Origin of the sequence: Bailinhaonella thermotolerans (genome assembly GCF_003594875.1) — a bacterium.
Taxonomy (GTDB): Bacteria; Actinomycetota; Actinomycetes; order Streptosporangiales; family Streptosporangiaceae; genus Bailinhaonella; species Bailinhaonella thermotolerans.
Genome location: NZ_QZEY01000005.1, coordinates 393,803 through 411,995, shown reverse-complemented (window position 1 = coordinate 411,995; position 18,193 = coordinate 393,803). Strand labels below are relative to the sequence as shown.

The 18,193-nt window shown below is 70.2% G+C and carries 15 protein-coding genes; 9 read left to right on the top strand and 6 right to left on the bottom strand.

The genetic code is table 11. The features are described 5' to 3' along the window. Positions 1-366 precede the first annotated feature (366 nt). On the bottom strand, positions 367-870 hold the full coding sequence (locus D5H75_RS17280; protein WP_202638235.1) for a DciA family protein: 504 nt from the start codon (positions 868-870) through the stop codon (positions 367-369). 301 nt (positions 871-1,171) lie between these two features. Continuing rightward, a complete protein-coding gene (locus tag D5H75_RS17275; protein ID WP_147425193.1) occupies positions 1,172-1,744 on the bottom strand; it encodes a hypothetical protein in 573 nt (190 codons plus the stop codon). 111 nt (positions 1,745-1,855) lie between these two features. Between D5H75_RS17275 and D5H75_RS17270 the strand changes: the two genes are divergently transcribed. Further along, positions 1,856-2,521, top strand: a complete 666-nt coding sequence (locus tag D5H75_RS17270; RefSeq protein ID WP_119927478.1) for a TetR/AcrR family transcriptional regulator — start codon at positions 1,856-1,858, stop codon at positions 2,519-2,521. A gap of 421 nt (positions 2,522-2,942) precedes the next feature. On the opposite strand, the gene recF is transcribed toward D5H75_RS17270, so the two are convergent. From recF to dnaA, 4 genes are all read right to left on the bottom strand, one after another. Beyond that, complete coding sequence (recF, locus tag D5H75_RS17265) at positions 2,943-4,064, bottom strand: DNA replication/repair protein RecF (protein WP_119927477.1); 1,122 nt, start codon at positions 4,062-4,064, stop codon at positions 2,943-2,945. A gap of 812 nt (positions 4,065-4,876) precedes the next feature. Beyond that, the gene (gene gnd / locus D5H75_RS17260; RefSeq protein ID WP_119927476.1) at positions 4,877-5,818 is read right to left on the bottom strand and encodes a phosphogluconate dehydrogenase (NAD(+)-dependent, decarboxylating); all 942 of its coding nucleotides are present in this window, start codon (positions 5,816-5,818) and stop codon (positions 4,877-4,879) included. Between the two features lie 943 nt (positions 5,819-6,761). Beyond that, the gene (dnaN, locus tag D5H75_RS17255) at positions 6,762-7,898 is read right to left on the bottom strand and encodes a DNA polymerase III subunit beta (protein WP_119927475.1); all 1,137 of its coding nucleotides are present in this window, start codon (positions 7,896-7,898) and stop codon (positions 6,762-6,764) included. 400 nt (positions 7,899-8,298) lie between these two features. Beyond that, positions 8,299-10,263 (bottom strand): chromosomal replication initiator protein DnaA, encoded by a 1,965-nt coding sequence (gene dnaA / locus D5H75_RS17250; RefSeq protein WP_119927474.1) that lies wholly within the window; start codon positions 10,261-10,263, stop codon positions 8,299-8,301. Between the two features lie 515 nt (positions 10,264-10,778). Here dnaA and rpmH point away from each other — a divergent pair. The 8 genes from rpmH (at position 10,779) to D5H75_RS17210 (ending at position 17,943) form a co-directional block, all read left to right on the top strand. Then, entirely contained in the window at positions 10,779-10,916 is a 138-nt protein-coding gene (gene rpmH, locus D5H75_RS17245; RefSeq protein ID WP_030427886.1) for a 50S ribosomal protein L34, read from the top strand. 118 nt (positions 10,917-11,034) lie between these two features. Further along, positions 11,035-11,400 (top strand): ribonuclease P protein component, encoded by a 366-nt coding sequence (gene rnpA, locus D5H75_RS17240; RefSeq protein WP_119927473.1) that lies wholly within the window; start codon positions 11,035-11,037, stop codon positions 11,398-11,400. Continuing rightward, positions 11,397-11,672: a membrane protein insertion efficiency factor YidD gene (gene yidD, locus D5H75_RS17235; RefSeq protein WP_119927472.1), complete on the top strand. Its 276-nt coding sequence runs from the start codon at positions 11,397-11,399 to the stop codon at positions 11,670-11,672. The genes rnpA and yidD overlap by 4 nt, the downstream gene beginning before the upstream one ends. A gap of 4 nt (positions 11,673-11,676) precedes the next feature. Further along, positions 11,677-12,621: a membrane protein insertase YidC gene (gene yidC / locus D5H75_RS17230; protein ID WP_119927471.1), complete on the top strand. Its 945-nt coding sequence runs from the start codon at positions 11,677-11,679 to the stop codon at positions 12,619-12,621. 51 nt (positions 12,622-12,672) lie between these two features. Continuing rightward, the gene (locus D5H75_RS17225; RefSeq protein ID WP_242454295.1) at positions 12,673-13,197 is read left to right on the top strand and encodes a Jag family protein; all 525 of its coding nucleotides are present in this window, start codon (positions 12,673-12,675) and stop codon (positions 13,195-13,197) included. A gap of 1,361 nt (positions 13,198-14,558) precedes the next feature. Further along, on the top strand, positions 14,559-15,305 hold the full coding sequence (gene rsmG / locus D5H75_RS17220; RefSeq protein WP_119927469.1) for a 16S rRNA (guanine(527)-N(7))-methyltransferase RsmG: 747 nt from the start codon (positions 14,559-14,561) through the stop codon (positions 15,303-15,305). 98 nt (positions 15,306-15,403) lie between these two features. After that, positions 15,404-16,372 carry a ParA family protein gene (locus D5H75_RS17215; protein WP_119927468.1) on the top strand — a complete coding sequence of 323 codons (969 nt, stop codon included), beginning with the start codon at positions 15,404-15,406 and terminating at the stop codon, positions 16,370-16,372. Positions 16,373-16,863: 491 nt separating this feature from the next. Then, positions 16,864-17,943 (top strand): ParB/RepB/Spo0J family partition protein, encoded by a 1,080-nt coding sequence (locus D5H75_RS17210; RefSeq protein WP_119927467.1) that lies wholly within the window; start codon positions 16,864-16,866, stop codon positions 17,941-17,943. Positions 17,944-18,193 lie beyond the last annotated feature (250 nt).

Sequence of the window (18,193 nt, the reverse complement as noted above, 5' to 3'; positions counted from 1 at the left end):
GGATGCGCGAGCGCGACTCTAGGCGCTCACCCGGACATTTCCGGTACTAGACACAACGTTCTAGAGGGCCGCGATAGTCCCCAAGTTGTCCACAGGGTGTGGACAACTTGGGCGGGCAAGCACGCGGGCCTGCGGCTCCTGGACGGGTGAGGGTGTGGCGCGTCCGTCTCGGGGTCGGGTGCGGGTCGGGAGCGGGGTTGGAACGAGGTGGGGAAGGCGCGGACGAACGATGGGACGCGCGGATGGTCGCGGGGGAGTCGGCGGGGTGGGCGGGTGGGCGAAGCCGGCGGAGGGCGCCCGGGGGCCGGTTCACGCCGTTCGAGGAGTGCGCCGGGGAAGAGGTTGTCCACAGGGAGGTGTGGACGGTCAGCCGTAGGTGTCGCCGGGGCCCTTGCTGCCGGTGACGCGGAGGCCGCCGCGGGGCTTGGGGCCGAGGCGGGGGCCGCGGACCTTCACGCGCTTGACGGTGCCCTCGCCGAGTTCCTCGTTGAGGCGGCGCACGAGGGTGGCGGCCAGGAGGCGCACCTGCGTGGCCCAGGCGGTGGAGTCGGCCGAGACGATGACCTCGCCGTCCTCGAAGGACTCGGGCTTGGTGTGGGCGGCCAGGTCGGGGCCGACGATCTCCTTCCAGCGGCCGAACACGTTGCCGACGGCGGCGGGCTGCTCCCAGCCGCGGGCCGCCAGCAGGTCGGCGATCGCGCGCCCGAGGAGCTGGGGGTCGCCGGCGTCGCGGCGCGGCCCGGCCGCACGGCGGCGCGGCTCGCTCCTGGGCAGTTGTCCCCGGCGCGCAGCGTCCGCCTTGGCCTGCGCCAGCTTCTCCCGCGCCAGCGCCGCCCCACTGAGCACCGGACGCTCCGCCTCCTCGGCCATCACAACCCTCCCATCGCCGACGCCGGCCCCCGAGACCAGAGAGGCTACGCCACCCCCTCCCCTCAATCCGCCCAACACGCGCACCTCCCCCCGGCCCCGCTGCCGCCGTACGGCGAGGCGCCCCGCTCCCGTGGCGTACGACGTCCCGTCCACAGGAGGCGGGCCGGGCCTGTGCACGACACGGCGGGGGCGACCAGGCGCCGCCGGTGTCCACAGCCGCGATCCCCACCCCTTTGAGCCGCGGTGACGCCCTCTTCCCGCTGTCCACGTGATGAGGCAGCGGCGGGAGGGGCGGCTGACGTCAGGCGGCGGCTGGGGGCTTGCGGAAGTGGGCGCGGGCGGAGGGGAGGGCGAGCAGGACGACGACGGCGAGGGAGCCCAGGGTCGTGAGGACGAGCTTGGCGGCGTTCACGGCGGGCAGCCAGGCCGGCATCGCCTGGGCGGCCGCCGCGACCAGGGCGGGGACGTCCACGCGGGCGAGTTCGGGGTCGCCCGCGTCCGCGAAGGAGGACGCGAGGAAGCGGGCGGTGAACAACTGCACGGGGACGATGACGATCCCCAGGACGAACAGCACGGGGTGGAGCACCCAGGACAGGAGGCGGCCGGCCCGCTTCCCGGCCAGGACGAGCAGCGCGGCGGCCACCAGGAGCAGGACGATGAGCACGGCGAGTCCCTCGCTGCCGCCGAAGTCCACGCCGTTCCTGGTCAGGGCCGTGGCGGACAGGCCCTGGCGGCGCATCTCGCGTTCGGCGGCGGACTGCGCGCGCCCGCCGTACAGGAGGACGACCAGGATCCCGATCAGGAACGGGACGACGGTCAGCGCCTGGACGACCACCGCCGCGATCACCGGCCGGGGACGAAAGCGGGGGTTCATGAGGGTTCCTCGCGGGTCGGCTGTTGAACTTAGTTCGACGATAGACGGAGGATCGCACAAAGTTCAAGAAGGCTCTCGAACTTTGTGCAAATCCCTCGCTATGCTGGCCCCATGCCGCGAGACACCCTCACCAAAGAGCAGATCGTCAAGGCCGCCGTCGAAGTCCTGGACGCCGAAGGCGTGGACGGGCTGAACATGCGCCGGCTGGGCGCCCAGCTCGGCTCGGCTGCGACCGCGATGTACTACCACGTCAAGAGCAAGGACAAGCTGGTGGTGCTGGCGGCGGACCACGTGTTCGCGGAGATCCCGCTGCCCGACCTCGACGCCGTCGGCTGGCGGGAGGCGGCGACGCGGATCGCCCACGGCACCTACGAGACGATCGCGCGCCACTTCTGGCTGCTCCCCGCGATGAGCACCCACATCATCTACGGCCCCGGCAAGGCCCGCTACGACGACCACAGCCTGGCCATCTACGAGTCCGCGGGCTTCACGGGCCATCACGCCGACCACGCGGCCGCCGCCGTCCTGATGTACGTGATCGGCGCCGCCCAGGGCGAGGCCGCCCAGGCTGCCTGGCGCGCCCACCTCCGCCGCGCCGGCGCCGACGAGGAACGCGAGGCCCGCGAGACCGTCGAGTACATCACCGAGATCGCCCGGGGCTTCCCCCGCCTGCGCGCCCGCACCGAGGAGTCGATGGCCGGCGAGCCCGGCGAACCCACCTTCGACTACGGACTCCAGGCCCTCCTGGACGGCCTCACCAGCCGCCTCCCCGCCTGAAGCCCGGTCCGCGGCGTCTCTCCGGCCCGAGCCCGACCGCTCCTCTGCGAGCCGCGACCACCCACCGCCCCGCGCCCCTGCCCCCTGGCCCCTGCCCCCCTGCCCGGGTGATCTTGCGATCCCGCACCCCCGCCGCGAGCCCGAGGCTTCAGGTGATGTCGGGGATGGTGTGAGATCACAAGATCAACGTGAGGGGTGGGATGCCGAGGTGGTTTCTCCTCGTTCTTAGCGGTGGCGGGGGGCGTTCGGGCTTCGATGGGAGGGAGTGCGCACTCGGGGGCGCTGTCGAGGTTTTCGCGTGGGGGCGGCCGCTCGGGACTGGGGATCAAGGTCGGGGGCCGCGCCAGCCGTACGGCATGCGGGGCTTGTCCCGGTCCGCACCGTCTGCCCTTGCTCGGCCGTCGGTCCCGGCCTGGGGGTTTCAGGGGGTGCGGGTCGCGGTGGCTTCGGTGATGTCGTAGCGGGCGCCGGCGAGTCGCGGGGGGACGTCCTCGGGGACGGCGGCGGTGATGAGGACCTGCTCGGCGGGGGCGACGAAGTCGGCGAGGCGGGCGCGGCGCTGGGTGTCGAGCTCGGCGAAGACGTCGTCGAGGATGAGGACGGGGTCGCCGGCGTCGGCGCGGAGGAGTTCGTAGGCGGCCAGGCGGAGGGCCAGGGCGTAGGACCAGGACTCGCCGTGGCTGGCGTATCCGCGCGCGGGCAGGGGGCCGAGGCGGAGGGCGAGTTCGTCGCGGTGCGGGCCGACGAGGGTGATGCCGCGCTCCAGCTCGTTGGAGCGTACGGCCGCGAGGCCCGCCTGGAGCGCGGCGGCCAGGACCTCGCGGTCGGTGGTGTCGGGCAGCTCGGTGGAGCACTTGTAGTCGAACTCGGCGGCGCCGGAGGAGGGCGCGAGCGCGGAGTAGGCCGTGGCGACCAGGGGGCGCAGGGCGGCGACGAGCTCCAGGCGCGCGCCGAGGAGCTCCGCGCCGGCGCGGCTGAGATGGGAGTCCCACACGTCGAGGGTGGGCAGCGCCCCCGCCCGCGTGCGGCCGGACTTGGCGGCCGAGCGGAGGAGGGCGTTGCGCTGCTTGAGCACGCGTTCGTAGTCGGCGCGCACGCCGGCGAACCGGGGCGCCCGGGCCACCAGCAGGTCGTCGAGGAACCTGCGGCGCTCGGCGGGATCGCCCTTGACCATCGCCAGGTCCTCGGGCGCGAACAGCACGGTGCGCAGCATCCCCAGCACGTCGCGCGGCCTGGGGACGGGGGAGCGGTTCAGCCGGGCCCGGTTGGCCCTGCCCGGGTTGATCTCCAGCTCGACCAGCGCCCGGCGGTCCTCGTGCACGATCGCGGCGCGGACGATCGCCCGCGCGGCGCCGTGCCGTACGAGCGGGGCGTCGGAGGCGACCCGGTGGCTGCCGTGGGTGGCGACGTATCCGATGGCCTCGATGAGGTTGGTCTTGCCGTGCCCGTTAGGTCCGACGAGCGCGGTCACGCCGGGCTCCAGGGGGAGCTCGACCTCGGCGTACGACCGGAAGTCGGTCAGCGACAGATGGGCGACGTGCACCCGCCCGAGCTTAGTCGCCGCGGCCCCCTGCCCCCGGCCCGGAGACCGCCGCCTGTGGACGACGGGACGCCCCGCGTGCCCGGGCGATCCGTGTCCCCACGACGGGCGAGGCCGCCTGTGGACACGGCGGCCGCTGTGGGCAGCGGCGTCGTCTCGTCCACGGGCGCCCGGCTCGTCCACAGCGGCCTGGCTCACGCCGTACGGCTCCCGCCGACAGGCTCGCCCGGTGGGGTGCGGGGCGGCGGGCCATCGTCGCCGCAGGTGGAGAAGATGAGTGACGGGCTACGTCGCTGTCCCCGGCGGAGATTCACGCCCTGTGGACAAGCGAGCCTTGGTGTGTGCGGGTATGGCGTTGTGCGCAGGTGCCGCCACCTGTGCGGACCGCGTCGTGTGCCTCCGCCTCCCGGGCAATCACGCTCATGGCCCTACACGTTCCCGCCGAGGTCCGTGCCCCGATCCCTGCCGGACTCCCGGAGGCGCCGGGGTTGTGGACATGTGGACATCCGGCTTCTGCGCGACGCTGTCCACAGGGCGGGTCCGCTCCTCGCCCGGGCTCAGGCCAGGCATGTGGCTGCCCCTCACTCCCGGGGACTTCTTTCGGGAGGAGCCGGAGCGCGGGCCGCGAGTCACCCCGGACGCCGCGAAACGGGCGCGGACGCGTCCCGCGCCGCTTGTGAACCGGCCGCTGATCGGGCGCGCCGGGCTCGGGTCCACGCCGTACGCCCAGGGCGGCGGTGCGCCGTCGACCGGCCTGTGGATTTCCGTGAGCGGGATCCACAGGCCGTGGGCGAGCGGGGGTGGAGCCGTGGGTGTCAGCGGGCCTCGGGAGGCGGGGCGACGTCGGCGCCGGGGGAGTCCGCGCCCTTGCCGACCTCGCCGGCGGCCGAGGTGATGGCGTGCCCGCCGAACTGGTTCCGCAGCGCGGCGACGACCTTCATGGCGGGGGAGTCGTCCTGGCGCGACGCGAAGCGCGCGAACAGGGCGGCGGTGATCACCGGCAGCGGCACGGCGTGGTCCACGGCGGCCTGCACGGTCCACCGGCCCTCGCCGGAGTCCTGGGCGACGCCGCGGATGCCGGACAGGTCGTTGTCCTCGTTCAGCGCGTTGACCATCAGGTCGAGCAGCCAGGAACGGATCACGGTGCCGGTGCGCCAGCTCGAGAAGATCCCCGGCACGTCCTTGACGGCGTCGGAGGCGCGAAGCAGTTCGTAGCCCTCGGCGAACGCCTGCATCATGCCGTACTCGATGCCGTTGTGGACCATCTTGGCGAAGTGCCCGGCGCCGACGTCGCCCGCGTGGACGAAGCCGTCCGGGCCCTCGGGCTTGAGGGTCTCGAAGATCGGCATCAGGCGCTGGATGTGCTCCGTCTCGCCGCCGGCCATGAGCGCGTAGCCGTTCTGGAGACCCCAGACGCCGCCGCTCACGCCCACGTCGACGAAACCGACGCCCTTGCCGCCGAGCTGCTCGGCGTGGACGCGGTCATCCACATAGTGCGAGTTGCCACCGTCGATCACGATGTCGCCCGCGCTCATGAGCTGACCGAGCTCCTCCAGGGTCAGCCTCGTCGGCTCCCCGGCGGGCACCATCACCCACACCACGCGCGGCGCGGCGAGCGCCTCGACCAGTGCCTTGAGGCTCGCTACGTCGCTGACCTCAGGATTCGCGTCGTAGCCGACCACCTCGTGGCCGCCTCTGCGCAACCGTTCGGCCATGTTGCCGCCCATGCGGCCCAGGCCGATCATGCCGATCTGCATGCGGAATCACCCCCATCTCCCAATCATTCCGGATCACCGGACCACTCCGAACCGCGGGGTCTTATCCCCAGAGTTTGTCCACAGCGCTGTGGACAAACCCGCCGAGCGCCCCGGGCGTGCCCTGCCGTGCGAGCCGGTCATGCCCGCGCGGCCAGCCATCTCACCCAGAACCCTCCCCACCCGACCCTGTGGAAACCGCGCCCCGGTGTCCGTCCACATCCTTGGGCGTACGGCTCGCGCCCAGGCCGGCGCGAGCCCGGGCCGGCGCGCGGTCGCCGGAGGGCCTCCGGCCGCGCCCGGGGCGGAATCCCGTCTTCCATCCACAGCCGCCGGCCGGGACGCACAGAGGCTCAGTCGCGGGGAACGTCCACGCACCGCCCATCCCGAGCCGACGTCCACAGCCACGGCGCCGAGCCGTACGGGCCGTGGTGGGCGAGGGCGGGTACCCGTCGTGGATGTCCGCGATCGTCTGTGGACAGGTGGCTGGGCTTCCTCCCCCGTCCACAGACGGTGGGGACCTGGAGTCGCGCCGCTGTGGGAACTCGCTCGACGTCGACACGGCCACAGGCCCGGGGCCCGTGGGGACATCCGCGGGAGATCCGGGGACATCCGCCGCGAAGGGCGGATGTCGTGCGGGGCGGCCCTGCGACCCCACCCCCGGGAGAGGCTCCAGAACGGCCTGAGACGCCACCTGCGCCTTCCAGGCCCCGGAAGACCTCTCCCGCCTCAGGGGCCCCTCACGCCGCGTCACGGCTCCCGCCAGGGCGATCCCACGCCCCGCGGTACGGCTCCCGCCGAATCGCGGCGGCGGCCATACCGCGGCATCGGCCGTACGGGCGCGACGGCCGTACCGGACGCGGGAGCCGTACACGCGGCTGTGGACGAACCCCCGGGGGGCGGGGAACTCCCCCGGAGGATGTGGAAAACCCCTGTGGGGACGGGGTTAGCTGGAGAGCCGGATGGGCATGATCAGGTAGCGGTACGGCGTGGCGGCGGGCTCGTCCGCGGGCTTGCCGGTGAGGATCGCGGGCTTGGTCGAGGTGGTGAACTGCAGTCGAGCGATGTCGGAGTCGATCGCGCCCAGGCCGTCCAGCAGGAAGCCCGGGTTGAACGCGATGTCGATCGCGTCGCCGTCGAACTCGGTCTCCAGGACTTCTACAGCCTGTGCCTCGTCGCCGCTGCCCGCCTCCAGCACGACCTCGCCGCCGCGGAACGACAGCCGCACCGGGGTGTTGCGCTCCGCGACGAGCGACACGCGCTTGACCGCCTCGACGAACGGCCCGGTGGCCAGGTCGGCCCGGGCGCTGAACTCGGTCGGCAGCAGCGAGCGGTACTTCGGGAACTCCCCGTCGAGCAGCCGCGTCGTGGTGCGGCGGCCACCGCTCTCGAAACCGATCATGCCCTCGCCGCCACCGCCGCCGCCCGAGGTCAGCGCGATCTCGACCTGCGCGCCCGTGGTCAGCGACTTCGCCGTGTCGGCGAGCGTGCGCGCCGGCACCAGGGCCACCGCGGAGATGTCGGGCTGCTCGGGCTGCCAGGACAGCTCGCGTACGGCGAGGCGGTAGCGGTCGGTGGCCGCCAGCGTGACGGACTCGCCCTCGATCTCGACGCGCACCCCGGTGAGCAGCGGGAGCGTGTCGTCGCGGCCGGCGGCCACGGCGACCTGGGAGACGGCCGAGGCCCACACGTCGCTGCCGACGACCCCGGTGGCCGGGGGCATCGCCGGGAGGGACGGGTAGTCCTCCACAGGCATGGTCAGCAGGGTGAACTTGGCGCTGCCGCAGGTGACGACCGCCTTGGCGCCGTCGACGACGAAGTCCACAGGCTGTGCGGGGAGCGCGCGCGTGATCTCGGCGAGCAGCTTGCCGGAGACCAGCACCTTGCCGGCGTCGCCCGACTGGAGGTCCAGCGTCACCTGCGCGGAGACCTCGTAGTCGAATCCCGACAGCTTGAGCTGCTGCTCGTCGGTGACTTCTAGGAGCATGCCGGCGAGGACGGGGACGGACGGCCGCACCGGCAAGGTGCGTGCGGTCCATGCCACCGCCTCGGCGAGCACGTCGCGGTCGACCCTGAACATCACGTGGACCCGCCTCCTGGGTGAGGTTTGTTGTGCATGAAGTGTGGCTGTGGATCAGGGTCCGGCACGAGCGGAACCCCAACTGTTGTTCTCGGTCCCTAGGTGAGAGATAGGGAAGCAGTCATATTAGGGGCGGTGGAAACTGTGGATGAAGGCCGTTTCCGCAGGTCACCCCCGATATTTTCATCCACTGCCCCTGTGGGTGAACGGTGGATGAGCTGTGGTTGCCTGGGGACGGTCAAAGTTTCCCCACAGTCCGTCCCCAGGTTCTTGGGGGTTCGTCCACCGGTTGTCCACCGGTCGTCCCCAACTTCGTCCACACCCCGGTATTCACAGGCATCCACCGGTTGTCCACGCCAATCCACAGGAGTTATCCACAGTCTGTGCATGGTTACCGCCGTTGTCAGCTACGCGAATGCTGCTTAATCCGGTTTGTGAGTTCCGTGACCTGGTTGTAGATCGAGCGGCGTTCGGCCATGAGCGAGCGGATCTTCCGGTCGGCGTGCATGACGGTCGTGTGGTCCCGTCCGCCGAACTGCTGGCCGATCTTCGGCAGCGACAGGTCCGTCAGCTCCCGGCACAGGTACATCGCGATCTGCCGGGCCGTCACCAGCACGCGCGAGCGCGAGCCGCCGCACAGGTCGTCGATCGACAGCCCGAAGTACGCCGCGGTCTGCGCCATGATCGTGGCCGTCGTGATCTCGGTGCTGCCGCTGTCCGGGATCAGGTCCTTGAGCACGATCTCGGCGAGCTCCAGGTCCACGGACTGCCTGTTGAGGCTGGCGAACGCGGTCACCCGGATCAGCGCGCCCTCCAGCTCCCGGATGTTCGTCGAGATCTTGCTCGCGATGAACTCCAGGACGTCCGGGGGAGCGGCGAGCCCCTCCTGCACCGCCTTCTTCTGCAGGATCGCGATGCGGGTCTCCAGCTCGGGCGGCTGGACGTCGGTGATCAGGCCCCACTCGAACCGGTTGCGCAGCCGGTCCTCCAGCGTCACGAGCTGCTTCGGCGCCCGGTCGCTGGAGATCACGATCTGCTTGTTGGCGTTGTGGAGGGTGTTGAAGGTGTGGAAGAACTCCTCCTGGGTCTGCTCCTTGTTTTCCAGGAACTGGATGTCGTCCACAAGCAGGATGTCCACGTCGCGGTAGCGCCGGCGGAACCCGTCCGCCTTGGTGTCGCGGATCGAGTTGATGAAGTCGTTCGTGAACTCCTCCGAGCTGACGTACCTCACCCGCGCGCCCTCGTACAGGCTCTGCGCGTAGTGGCCGATCGCGTGCAGCAGGTGCGTCTTGCCCAGCCCGGAGTCCCCGTAGATGAACAGCGGGTTGTACGCCTTGGCCGGCGCCTCGGCCACCGCGACCGCCGCGGCGTGCGCGAACCGGTTGCTGGACCCTATGACGAAGGTCTCGAAGGTGTACTTCGGGTTCAGCCGCGCGGGCTCGGCGGAGGTGCGGCCGTTGCCCGACTCCCAGCTCCGGCCGCCCGCCGGCCGCGCCGGGGCGTACGACGGCTGCGGGTCGCGCCGCTGGGGAGCGGGCTCCGGCACGGGCTGTGGAGAAGCGGACGGCTTCTCGGCAGTCTGGGCGGAGTCGAAGGACCTGGGGAACGCCTCGGCGCCGTACGAGTCACGCCCGTAGGAGTCGCCGCCACCCTGCTGGCCGCCCTGCGGAAAGCCGTCGCCACCCTGGGGAAAAGAGTCCGTCCCCTGGGGAAAACGATCCGGAGACTGGGGAAACGATTCGGAACCCTGGGGAAATGCGTCCGATCCCTGGGGAAACTCCTGGGGAGAACGCGCCCCCTGGGGAAAACCGTCAGTGGAGAACTGCTCCCGAGGGAACAACTCGTCGGCGTATCCCTGAGGCTGTGAATGCTCATGGGTGTACGGCGGGCGCTGTCCACTTTGCGCGTCTCGTCCCCCTGGGGATGAAGCTGGGGAAATCCCCGGGCCATCCTGGGGATAAGGGTGTGGACCGGTTGTGTACGGAGAGCCCGCCTGTTGAGAACCCCGCCCATCGTGTGGATTACCCGGTGGATTGTGCCGCGGGTTGCTGCGGAAAACCTGTGGACCGCCTGTGGACGACTGTGGAGAACCGTCGCCCTGTGGAGAAGCCGCCGCCGGGTCCACCGTCACCGCGACCCGGATGGGCCGGCCGAGCTGCTGGGAGAGCGCGTGCGCGATGATCGGGCGCAGCCGCGTCTCCAGGATGTCCTTGGCGAACTCGTTGGGGGCCGCGAGCAGGGCGGTGTCCTCCACCAGGCCGAGCGGACGCGTCATGGCCAGCCACGCCCGCTGCTGCGGGGGGATCGTTCCGTCGGCCAGCCCCTCGAGAGAACGGGACCACACCGAGGCGAGATCCATGCTGTCCATTTAGAGGTCCCCTCCTCGCGTTCGCGCTGTGAGGTTATCCACAGTGCGCCCCCCGGATTTTCGCGTTCCGGGCCGTCGTCCGGGTCGCTGCCCGGTCAGTAATCCACACCCTTGTGCACAGGTTGAGCCCCGGTGTGCACAGCCGCTCATGGGTGTCCCGGGAGGGGGCGCACCGGACTGCGCCACCGAACCGGGCACCCGTAAGCTGGGGTACCGGCCTCCCAGTCGAGCTCAGTGAGGGGAAGGTCCGGAGGGCCGACAGTAGCCGTGTTCACAGCACCCGTTCAAGCCGTTGTCCACAGACTAGTGGGGCTTGGGGGATGGGTGGGCTGAGCCTGTGGATACTCGCGCGGCGGCGTTCGCGCGTTTGACCTGGAACCACCCGACCCCGTAACGTACGACGGTCGGCTTGTCACCCGACGGCTTCTCGCATGCCCTCGCGGGCCGGGGGTCGCCGGTGCTGATGGGCCGTGCAGTCCTTTGCTTCGACAAGCGTTTCAACCTGGAGCCCCAGAGTGAGCAAGCGTACTTACCAGCCGAACAACCGTCGGCGCGCGAAGACCCACGGCTTCCGGCTGCGCATGCGCACCCGGGCCGGCCGCGCCATCCTTGCCGCGCGCCGTCGCAAGGGCCGGGCCGAGCTCTCCGCCTGACGCGTCATCCACAACCCCGTCTCGTACGGCGCCCGCCCGGTGCAGACCGGCGCGAGCCGTACGAGACGGGTTTTGTCCCATAAAGAGCACCTCAGGTAGCGACGAGACCGGAAAAGCAGTGCTGCCAGCCGAGTCCCGCATGCGGCGAAGCCAGGAGTTCGGACACGCCGTCCGCCGTGGCGACCGTGCGGGCAGGCCGATCCTGGTCGCGCACCTGAAGGTGGAAGACGAGGACCGCCCGCCCCGGGTCGGCTTCATCGTCAGCCGCGCCGTCGGCCCCGCGGTGACGCGGAACCGCGTGCGCCGCCGCCTCCGCCACGTGGTTCGCGACCGTTTGCACCGGCTTCCGAGAGGTAGCCTGCTTGTGGTACGCGCCAACCCCCAGGCCGCGTCCGCGCGATCCGAGCGCCTGGCCGCCGAATTCGACATCGCGCTCGAACGACTTCTCCGGCGGCAGGCACCGAAGGACCGGGAATCGTCATGACGTCCGCGCAGGAGACGGCACACCACGGCGTCGTCGCGCGTTTTCTCATGTCCGGGGTGCGCTTCTACCGCAGGTTCATCAGTCCGCTTCTGGGTCCGCGCTGCCGCTTCGAGCCTTCCTGCAGCGCGTACGGCTTGGAGGCGATCGGCGTGCACGGCGCGCTTCGGGGCACCTGGCTGACGATTCGCCGGATCGGCCGGTGCCACCCGTTCCACCCCGGAGGCTACGACCCGGTGCCCCAGCCAAGGGGAACCGCCTTGAGAGGAGACTAGCTAGGTGGAGTTCGCTTGGCTGAACTGGCTCTATGAGATCGTCGCGTGGGTCCTGATAAAGATCCACGAGGGGTACAGCACCTTCATCGCCCCCAGCAGCGGTCTCAACTGGGCGCTGACGATCATCACGCTGACGGTGCTGATGCGTCTGCTGATCTTCCCGCTCGTGCTGAAGCAGTTGCACTCCTCGCGCAAGATGCAGGAGCTGGCTCCCCAGATCCAGAAGATCCGCGAGAAGTACAAGCACGACAAGCAGCGCATGAGCCAGGAGACCATGAAGGTCTACCAGGAGGCGGGCGCTAACCCGCTGGGAGGCTGTCTCCCGCTCCTGGCCCAGATGCCGGTCTTCTTCTCGATGTTCGCGGTGCTCAACGCGATCGCCGGTGGCAAGGCCAAGTTCGGCATGAGCCAGGAGATGGTCGACAGTGCGCAGAAGGCGCACATCCTCGGGGTGCCGGTCCCGGCGACCTTCCTCACGGACAACTCCGTTCTCACGGGCACAATGCACGTGGGGAACCCGATCCTCGCGAAGGCAGTGCTCTTCTGCTTCGTGCTGGTGAGCTCGCTGACGACGTTCCTGACGGTGCGGCAGAGCGTGAAGCGCTCCATCGCGCAGATGCCGGACAACCCGATGGCGCAGCAGCAGAAGATCCTGATGTACATCTCGCCGCTGTTCGCCTTCTTCAGCCTGGGCTTCCCGCTGGGCCTGATCCTGTACTGGGTGACCACGAACGTTTGGTCGCTCGCGCAGCAGCACTGGGTCTACAGCAAGTACCCGCCGCCCGGCGCCGACGGGAAGCCGCAGCCGAAGAAGCCGGGCATGATGGCGAAGTTCCGCAAGCAACCGCCGCAGGACACCGCCCCGCCCGCGCCGCCGGAGCCCAAGATCACGCGCCAGCAGCCGCGGCAGCAGCCTCGCAGTAAGCGAACCGGCGGCAAGAAGCGCTAGCCGTACCGCACACTTGTCGTTGAGACCATGCTTTCTAAGGAGAGTCCGGCCGTGACCGAAGCCGAGGCCAGCCCGGTGACCGAGCGCGACTCCGTGGAGGAGGAGCGCGCCATCCCCGATGTCGCGGCGCTGGAGCAGGAAGGCGAGATCGCCGCTGACTACGTCGAGGGCCTTCTCGACATCGCCGACCTCGACGGCGACATCGACATGGACGTCGAGGGCGACCGCGCCGTCGTCTCGGTGGTCGGCATCGAGGGCGACGAGCTCGTCGGCAAGCGCGGCGAGGTCCTGGAGGCCCTCCAGGAGCTCACCCGCCTCGCCGTGCACCGCCAGACGGGCGAGCGCAGCCGCCTGATGCTCGACATCGCCGGCTACCGTGAGCGCCGCCGCTCCGAGCTCACCAAGCTCGGCACCGAGGTCGCCGAGGAGGTCAAGCGGTCGGGGAGCTCGAAGCCCCTCCAGCCGATGACCCCCTTCGAGCGCAAGATCGTCCACGACGCGGTGGCCGCCTCCGGCCTTCGCAGCGAGTCCGAGGGCGAGGAGCCCAACCGCTACGTGGTGGTCCTCCCCGCCTGACCCACGGCACCCCCAGAAGCCTCGGCGCGATCCCCCCGATCGCCCGAGGCTTTCCCTTTTCCCTAGAGCCCGGCAGTGCCACCAAACTCCCGAGAACCCGGCAGTGACACCGACTCCCGCTTCCGGCGGTGTCCCTGTCCACGTGGCCCCCTTCCTGGAGCCCGTACGTGTCTCCGGGCCGCGGACCTCTACCTCCAGGCCGCATGTGTCCGCAGGCCGGCCTGTCTGTGAGGGTCGAACGCCTGGGACAGGCGCAGCCCCCCTTCGATGTTTCACGTGAAACATCGGCCCGAAGGTACGGCCTAAGCCCGCGTCGGCATACGCGACAGGACTCAGGAGTCCTCCTTCCGGGTTACCGGCCGGCTTCGCTGAAGGCCGTGGGAATCGGGGATCAGGAGGCGATAGGGCAGCCGGAGGTAGGGGGAGCAGAGTGGCGGGGGAGGCGGTGAGCCATCCGAAGCGATGTTTCACGTGAAACATCGCAACTCCAGACCGGGGGTGGACCGTCTCGCGCCTACACCCTTCTGCGCCTCCGCCTCGTGCCCCCGCTCGTCCACTCCTCTGCCTTGCGTCGGAGTCTCGTGTTGTGCCTGAGGCCGTCGCGTCTCGCGGGCTGGGGCGTCCCACCCCTCGGGGCTCGCCCTGGCATGTCGGCTTCCACGGTCCCCGCTCCCGAGCCGCGTTGTGCGGGGATCATCCGGCCCGCGACACGTCTTGTGACGGGCGCTCCCCGCGGCTGCGAGGGCGGCTTCCCCCGCAGTGCCACCAGCCTGGGGGAGCGGCGAACTCGGTACGGGGTGGAGTGCAAGACTGCGGTCGATGTTTCACGTGAAACATCGACCACGGTGACTAGGGGAAGCTGAGGCCGTAGTGGCGCGCGAGGCGCATAGCCACAGAGGCCCGAGACGCAAAACAGTGGAGCGGAGCAGTGAGGGGGGGCGGGCAGAGAGCTTGGCAGAGGGAGCCCTCGCGCTCGCGGGGGGCCCAGTGTCGGGCGGGTCTGGAGGGCTGCTCCTCGTCGGGAACCGGGTGGGCTGGTCCTGGAAGCGACTGGAGCGCGGCTGGCCGCCGGGACCGCGGCGCTGAGCGGGTACGTCGCGCTGGGTTCGAGGGCTAGGCGGACAGCGTTGTCCACAGGGTGATTCGGTATCCACAGGCGGCGGTCGCCTCGCCGGGGGTGGGTGCACGAGGGTCTACGCTGGCCGATGTGCTTCCTTCGCTTGTTCGGCGCTTCCTGGGCGGCGCGCCGGGCGGTCGAGGCGCGGCGGAAGGCCCGGGAGCCGCGAGCTGAGGCGATGATGAGTCTTGGGCGAGGCCCCAAGGCGGCGTACGGCGAACGATCTAGCAGAGAAACGTGAGGAATGTCCGAAACTGTTGAGGTGCCGGAGCCGCCGGAGGCGGCCCGCGAGGTGTTCACCGGAGAGGCCTGGGAGCGGGCGAAGGCGTTCGCCGGGATGCTCGCCGGACCGGCGGTGGTGCGAGGGCTCGTCGGGCCGCGGGAGGTGCCGCGGTTATGGGATCGCCACCTGCTCAACTGCGCGGTCGTCGGCGAGGCCGTTCCGGAGAACGCGTCCGTCGTGGACGTCGGCTCCGGGGCCGGCCTCCCGGGGCTGGTGCTCGCGATCGTGCGGCCCGACCTGTCCGTGACACTGCTCGAGCCGTTGCTCCGCCGTACGGTCTTCCTCACCGAGTGCGTGGAGGGTCTGGGGCTGGACAACGTCGAAGTCGTCCGGGGCCGGGCCGAGGAGTTGGTGGGCAAGGCCGAGTTCGACGTCGCGACCGCGCGGGCGGTGGCTCCGCTCGAACGGCTGGTTCGGTGGACGCTGCCGCTGCTTCGCCAGGGCGGTGAGCTGATCGCGATGAAGGGAGAGCGAGCAGAGGCCGAACTCGAAGAGGCGGAGGCACAACTTCGGGCGTGCGGCGCCGAAACGGCTGAACTCCTTCAAGTCGGTCGCGGTAAGGTCGATCCGCCTGCCACTCTCGTCCGAGTGGTCGCGGGCCGGGCGCCCGTGGCGAAGTCGGGGGCGAAGCGCCGGTCGCGTCAGTCGGATGAGACCGGCCAGCGGCGGGCGGGTGGGACCAGCCCGAGGGGCAGACGGAAGAGGTGACGGTCTTGCCGGACACGGCGCGGGGCTTGGGCTGGCCGACTTCGGGGGTCAGCGGGGCGTTCGACCGTACATCCGGACTTGGTTGGCCTGGAGGCGCCATGAGTTCTGACAGCACGCAGACGTTCACGTCTCTTGAGGCAGGGGAAACAGGGTTGGCCGGCGGAGCGCTCAGTGCCGATGTTTCACGTGAAACCAACGATGTTTCACGTGAAACATCGGGGGTGGAGACGGTCGAGCACGTCCCGGCCGCGCCCGCGTGGCCCCGCCCTCCGCGTTGCCGCGTCATCACGGTCGCCAACCAGAAGGGCGGGGTGGGGAAGACCACGACCACGGTCAACCTCGCTGCCGCGCTGGCGATGCATGGGCAGCGCGTCCTGGTGGTGGACCTCGACCCGCAGGGCAACGCGTCCACGGCCCTGGCGGTGGAACACCGGGGGGATGTCCCCTCCATCTATCAGGTACTCGTTGACGACCTGGCGCTGGCGTCGATCGTGCAGAGCGCGCCGGACATGCCCAACCTGCTGTGCGCGCCGGCCACGATCGACCTGGCGGGCGCGGAGATCGAGCTGGTCTCGCTCGTCGCCAGGGAGTCCCGCCTGAAGCGCGCGCTCACGGCGTACAACCTCGACGAGTTGGACTACATCCTCATCGACTGCCCGCCCTCGCTCGGACTGCTGACGGTGAACGCCATGGTGGCCGCCGAGGAGGTGCTGATCCCCATCCAGTGCGAGTACTACGCGCTCGAAGGGCTCGGCCAGCTCCTCCGCAACGTGGACCTCGTGCGTGCTCACCTCAACCCCCAGCTCAACATTTCGACGATCCTGCTGACGATGTACGACGGGCGCACGAGGCTGGCCTCCCAGGTGGCCGACGAGGTGCGATCCCACTTCGGTGATCTGGTGCTGAGCACGCTGATTCCGAGGAGCGTCCGGGTCTCGGAGGCTCCGAGTTACGGCCAGTCGGTGATGACGTACGACCCGGGGTCCAGCGGCGCCATGGCCTACATGGACGCGGCCCGCGAGCTGGCGCACCGCGGGGCGGCGTCTCCGAACGGGCATCGCGGTTAGCCGGCGGGGAGCGCCGGGCCTGTGCGGGGCGCGTCGGGCGCCCAAGTGATCCCTTCCTCCCAGAGATCCGGCGAATGCGGCACGGCTGTGGCCGCGGGGAAGCTGTGAGGGGTTGGGAGAGACGTGGTTCCAGATGATTCAGGTGAGGGAACGCTAGCCCTCGCTGGTAGAAGGGCTCTTGCGAGCTTCACTTGGCTTGGCGGACCTGAGCGAGGGGCTATGTTTCACGTGAAACATCGCCTCTGTGTTTCACGTGAAACATAGGACGGCTCCTTGCGAAGGCCCGGGGGAGAGGCTTGCTTTGCTTCCTCGGCCCTAAGCGGGTGAGGGACTGTGCGCCGGTGAGGTTCGCCGGATGAGAAGGCTTCGCGGCACAGGAGCCGGACCGCAGCGACGGTCCGGCGAACGGCCGGGGAGGGACGGCCCTGGCGTCAGCCGGGGAACTGGGCGGCAGGATGTCGCCCGGAGGCAGCTAGAGCGTGGGAGATGGTGTGAGTAAGCAGCCGCGAGGACTGGGCAGAGGGCTCAACGCGCTGATTCCCTCTGGGCCCCCTCCTGTCACCGTGCCCTCCTCTGGAGGAGCCACGGCAGGCGCGGTGGTGGCAGAGCGTCCCGCGCCGGTGGACGTGCCCTCCGCCCCAGTTGATCCTGAGACGCATGGCTCGGTGCCGGCGAACGGCACGCGCCGGGAAATCGTGGATCCCTGGAGCGAGGACGAGAGCGTTCCCAAGCCGGTCGAGGGCGCCTTCTTCGCGGAACTACCGGTCGGCTCGATCGTTCCCAACCCGCGCCAGCCGCGTCAGCACTTCGACGAAGGTGCGCTGGGTGAGCTGGCCCTCTCGATCCGGGAGGTGGGCCTGCTCCAGCCCGTCGTCGTGCGGCAGCTCGGCCGGGACAGGTTCGAGCTCATCATGGGCGAGCGGCGCTGGCGCGCTTCACAGGTGGCCGGACTGGAGACGATTCCTGCCATCGTCCGGGCGACCACGGACAACGAGTTGCTCCGTGACGCCCTGATCGAGAACCTGCAGCGGCAGGAGCTGAACCCCATCGAGGAGGCGGCGGCCTATCAGCAGCTCCTCGACGACTTCGGCGCGACGCACGAGCAGCTCGCGGCGAAGGTCGGGAAGTCCCGCCCGCACATCACCAACACCCTGCGGCTGCTTCAGCTCTCGCACAGGGTGCAGCGACGCCTCGCCGCCGGCGTGCTGAGCGCCGGCCACGCCCGGGCACTGCTCACCTTGGACGACCCGGCCGCCCAGGACCACCTCGCCCAGCGCATCGTGGCCGAGGGCCTGTCCGTCCGGACCGTGGAGGAGATCGTGGCGATGGGGGGCGCCTCGGCGGCCCCCGCTCCGGAGCGTAAGCGCACCTCCAAGCAGCCGGTCGCGCCGGGCTTGAAGGAACTGGCGGACCGTCTCTCCGACCGGTTCGAGACCAAGGTAAAGGTGGACCTCGGCCGTCGAAAGGGCCGGATCGTGGTCGAGTTCGCCACGCTGGAAGACCTGGAGCGCATCATCTCGACGATGTCCCCCGAGACCGCGAACGTGATGAGGGAAGAGTCGTCCTACTGACAGGCGTAGCGGGGGTGGCCACCGACTCGGTGACCACCCCCGCGATGTTTCACGTGAAACATCGCACCGGCCGTGCCTAAGCGCCGGGCCATGCCGCTCCTCTCTCAGGTGGCGATCTCATGTTTCACGTGAAACATCGGTGACGCCTTCAGCGAGGGGATTCGCACCCAGCCCGCCCCCGCCCGCTTGAGACGCCCACGCGAGAGATCACGCGAGACGCCCGCACGAGACTTCGTATGAGATGACAGGG

Excerpts from the sequence above, each read along its gene's own strand:
- D5H75_RS17280 (WP_202638235.1), bottom strand. The coding sequence starts at position 870 with ATGGCCGAGGAGGCGGAGCGTCCGGTGCTCAGTGGGGCGGCGCTGGCG.
- D5H75_RS17275 (WP_147425193.1), bottom strand. The coding sequence starts at position 1,744 with ATGAACCCCCGCTTTCGTCCCCGGCCGGTGATCGCGGCGGTGGTCGTC.
- D5H75_RS17270 (WP_119927478.1), top strand. The coding sequence starts at position 1,856 with ATGCCGCGAGACACCCTCACCAAAGAGCAGATCGTCAAGGCCGCCGTC.
- gnd (WP_119927476.1), bottom strand. The coding sequence starts at position 5,818 with ATGCAGATCGGCATGATCGGCCTGGGCCGCATGGGCGGCAACATGGCC.
- dnaA (WP_119927474.1), bottom strand. The coding sequence starts at position 10,263 with ATGGACAGCATGGATCTCGCCTCGGTGTGGTCCCGTTCTCTCGAGGGG.
- yidD (WP_119927472.1), top strand. The coding sequence starts at position 11,397 with ATGACGTCCGCGCAGGAGACGGCACACCACGGCGTCGTCGCGCGTTTT.
- rsmG (WP_119927469.1), top strand. The coding sequence starts at position 14,559 with ATGTCCGAAACTGTTGAGGTGCCGGAGCCGCCGGAGGCGGCCCGCGAG.
- D5H75_RS17215 (WP_119927468.1), top strand. The coding sequence starts at position 15,404 with ATGAGTTCTGACAGCACGCAGACGTTCACGTCTCTTGAGGCAGGGGAA.